The organism is Legionella sp. W05-934-2 (assembly GCF_964199965.1).
GTDB lineage: Bacteria > Pseudomonadota > Gammaproteobacteria > Legionellales > Legionellaceae > JAFIFT01.
The window spans coordinates 1-3,516 of sequence record NZ_CAXMZT010000026.1; the positions used below are offsets into that span (position 1 = coordinate 1).

Here is a 3,516-nt window from a genome sequence, read left to right on the forward strand (position 1 = left end):
AATAAAACCCTGGCAATGACCTACTTTCACATGGGGAAACCCCACACTATCATCGGCGCTGGCTCGTTTCACTTCTGAGTTCGGTATGGGATCAGGTGGTTCCAAGCCGCTATTATCGCCAGGAAAAGCGGTTTATGTTGGTTTGATTCGTTTGTCGGGCCAAGGCCCGACCTACAATATTGGGCTCATTATCCCGTAGGTTGGGCCTTGGCCCAACATCAACCAACACTCGGTAGCAATTAATTTGGTAACACGCGTCTTTTCTTCACGCTCTTCATGCGTTCAGATTATATGGTCAAGACAATCAGCCAATTAGTATGAGTTAGCTTCACACATTACTGCGCTTCCACACCTCACCTATCAACGTTGTAGTCTTCAACGGGCTTCATGGGAAAACTCATCTTGAGGGGGGCTTCCCGCTTAGATGCTTTCAGCGGTTATCCCGTCCGAACTTAGCTACCCGGCAATGCGACTGGCGTCACAACCGGTACACCAGAGGTTCGTCCACTCCGGTCCTCTCGTACTAGGAGCAGCTCCTCTCAATTTTCCTACGCCCACGGCAGATAGGGACCGAACTGTCTCACGACGTTCTAAACCCAGCTCGCGTACCACTTTAAATGGCGAACAGCCATACCCTTGGGACCTGCTGCAGCCCCAGGATGTGATGAGCCGACATCGAGGTGCCAAACACCGCCGTCGATATGAACTCTTGGGCGGTATCAGCCTGTTATCCCCGGAGTACCTTTTATCCGTTGAGCGATGGCCCTTCCATTCAGAACCACCGGATCACTAAGACCAACTTTCGTTCCTGCTCGACATGTCTGTCTCGCAGTCAAGCACCCTTTTGCCTTTACACTCTTGGTACGATGTCCGACCGTACCGAGGGTACCTTTGTGCTCCTCCGTTACCCTTTGGGAGGAGACCGCCCCAGTCAAACTACCCACCATACACTGTCCTCGTCCCGGATTACGGGACTAAGTTAGAACCTCAATAATAACAGGGTGGTATTTCAAGGGTGGCTCCATACGAACTGGCGTCCGTACTTCATAGCCTCCCACCTATCCTACACAGTTATCATCAAAGTCCAGTGCAAAGCTGTAGTAAAGGTTCACGGGGTCTTTCCGTCTAGCCGCGGGTACACTGCATCTTCACAGCGATTTCAATTTCACTGAGTCTCGGGTGGAGACAGTGTGGCCATCGTTACGCCATTCGTGCAGGTCGGAACTTACCCGACAAGGAATTTCGCTACCTTAGGACCGTTATAGTTACGGCCGCCGTTTACCGGGGCTTCGATCAAGAGCTTCTCCGAAGATAACCCCATCAATTAACCTTCCGGCACCGGGCAGGCGTCACACCCTATACGTCATCTTGCGATTTTGCAGAGTGCTGTGTTTTTAATAAACAGTCGCAGCCACCTGGTATCTGCGACCCTCTTCAGCTCCATATGTGCATACTTCACCAAAAAGGGCGTACCTTCTCCCGAAGTTACGGTACCATTTTGCCTAGTTCCTTCACCCGAGTTCTCTCAAGCGCCTTAGTATTCTCTACCTGTCTACCTGTGTCGGTTTACGGTACGGTTCCTCTTAGGTTAACGTTAGCAGCTTTTCCAGGAAGCTTGGCATCAATCACTTCGCTGTGCTTTCGCCAGCTCGTTTCACATCTCGACGTTGATAGCGTTCCGGATTTGCCTAGAACACCCGTCTACCTGCTTACACCGGGACGACCGTCGCCCGGCTGACCTAGCCTTCTTCGTCACCACATCACTACCTAAGAGAAGTTCAGGAATTTTAACCTGATTCCCATCGACTACGCCTTTCGGCCTCGCCTTAGGAACCGACTCACCCTGCTCCGATTAACGTCGAGCAGGAAACCTTAGACTTCCGGCGAACGAGTTTCTCACTCGTTTTATCGTTACTTATGTCAGCATTCGCACTTCTGATACCTCCAGCAAACTTCTCAGTTCACCTTCATCAGCCTACAGAACGCTCCTCTACCACGCGTGTAAACACGCATCCGCAGCTTCGGTGGATAGTTTAGCCCCGTTATATCTTCCGCGCAGACCGACTCGACCAGTGAGCTATTACGCTTTCTTTAAAGGGTGGCTGCTTCTAAGCCAACCTCCTGGCTGTCTGGGCCTTTCCACATCGTTTCCCACTTAACTATCACTTGGGGACCTTAGCTGGCGGTCTGGGTTGTTTCCCTCTCCACGACGAACGTTAGCACCCGCCGTGTGTCTCCTGTGATTCAATTCTCCGGTATTCGGAGTTTGCATCGGTTTGGTAAGCCATGACAGCCCCCTAGCCGAAACAGTGCTCTACCCCCGGGAATCATTCACAAGGCGCTACCTAAATAGCTTTCGAGGAGAACCAGCTATCTCCGAGCTTGATTAGCCTTTCACTCCTAGCCACATCTCATCCGATAATTTTTCAACATTACCCGGTTCGGACCTCCAGTTGGTGTTACCCAACCTTCATCCTGGACATGGCTAGATCGCTCGGTTTCGGGTCTATTCACAGCAACTATCGCCCTATTCAGACTCGGTTTCCCTACGGCTCCCCTATCCGGTTAACCTTGCTACTGTAAATAACTCGCTGACCCATTATACAAAAGGTACGCAGTCACACGTCCGAAAACATGCTCCCACTGCTTGTACGCAAACGGTTTCAGAATCTATTTCACTCCCCTCTCCGGGGTTCTTTTCACCTTTCCCTCACGGTACTTGTTCACTATCGGTCAGTAAGTCGTATTTAGCCTTGGATGATGGTCCACCCATCTTCAATCAGAGTTTCTCGTGCTCCGACCTACTTGTTCGTGTGCTTAGTACCTTTTGCTTGCTTCGTATACGGGACTTTCACCCTGTATCGTTTGACTTCCCAGACAATTCTACTCACTCGCAAAATATCTCACACCAGGCTGTTCCCCGTTCGCTCGCCACTACTAGGAGAATCTCGGTTGATTTCTTTTCCTCCGGGTACTTAGATGTTTCAGTTCTCCGGGTTTGCTTCTTTAACCTATGTATTCAGTTAAAGATGACCCCTCACCTAAACTTTCATAGTCATTCACTCTCATCACTCCGCTTTTTCATCGCGTTGTTCTTTACTTTGATTACTATAAAGGCTTAGGTGAGGGGCCGGGTTTCCCCATTCGGACATCTCAGGCTATAATGCTTGTTATCAGCTCACCTGAGCTTTTCGCAGATTTCCACGTCCTTCTTCGCCGCTTACTGCCAAGGCATTCACCGTTTGCGCTTATCTTCTTGACCATATAACCTCAACGCACGTAATGTGATTATTTGTTTCCCGTATTTCGGCTTCGCCTGCATACGGGCTACGAACCCTCGCAATACCTATCGCTTTCGGTTACATAGCTGCATTATGTTTGAATACTTAATGCTGACGCTTGTGTTACCTCTTTACTTCATTTCTGAAGTACTTTGTTTCTTGCTACCTAATTGTTAATGAACTTCTGCTTTTTGCAGATTAAAACACACTCAGTTGAATTTGTTTTGATCTGCAT

At 49.5% G+C, this 3,516-nt stretch carries 2 rRNA genes; both read right to left on the reverse strand.

Annotated elements, in window-relative coordinates:
• Window positions 1-7: 7 nt before the first annotated feature.
• Window positions 8-123, reverse strand: a 5S ribosomal RNA gene (gene rrf, locus AB3348_RS15135).
• A 168-nt stretch (window positions 124-291) separates the two neighbouring features.
• Window positions 292-3,262, reverse strand: a 23S ribosomal RNA gene (locus AB3348_RS15140).
• Between the last annotated feature and the right edge of the window lie 254 nt (window positions 3,263-3,516).